Annotated in this window: 1 protein-coding gene; it reads right to left on the bottom strand. The window is 58.3% G+C overall.

Features of this window, described 5'->3' with window-relative positions:
* On the bottom strand, positions 1-254 hold a 254-nt coding region (locus AC0L20_RS41370; protein ID WP_473295890.1), incomplete at both ends, for a carbamoyl phosphate synthase preATP-grasp domain-containing protein.

The following is a 254-nucleotide window of genomic DNA, read 5'->3' as shown; positions in this document are numbered from 1 at the left end:
ACCGATGATCGGCACGCCAGCTGCTTCCAGGGCACGCGCCAGTTTCAGCGGGGTTTGACCGCCGTACTGGACGATCACGCCTTTTGGCTTCTCGACGCGACAGATTTCCAATACATCTTCCAGCGTCACCGGTTCGAAGTACAGACGGTCGGACGTGTCGTAGTCAGTGGAAACGGTTTCCGGGTTGCAGTTGACCATGATGGTCTCGTACCCGTCTTCGCGCAGTGCAAGGGCGGCGTGTACGCAGCAATAGT

It is taken from the genome of Bradyrhizobium sp. Kon58 (assembly GCF_055807455.1).
This window is presented reverse-complemented; position numbering and strand designations above follow the sequence as displayed.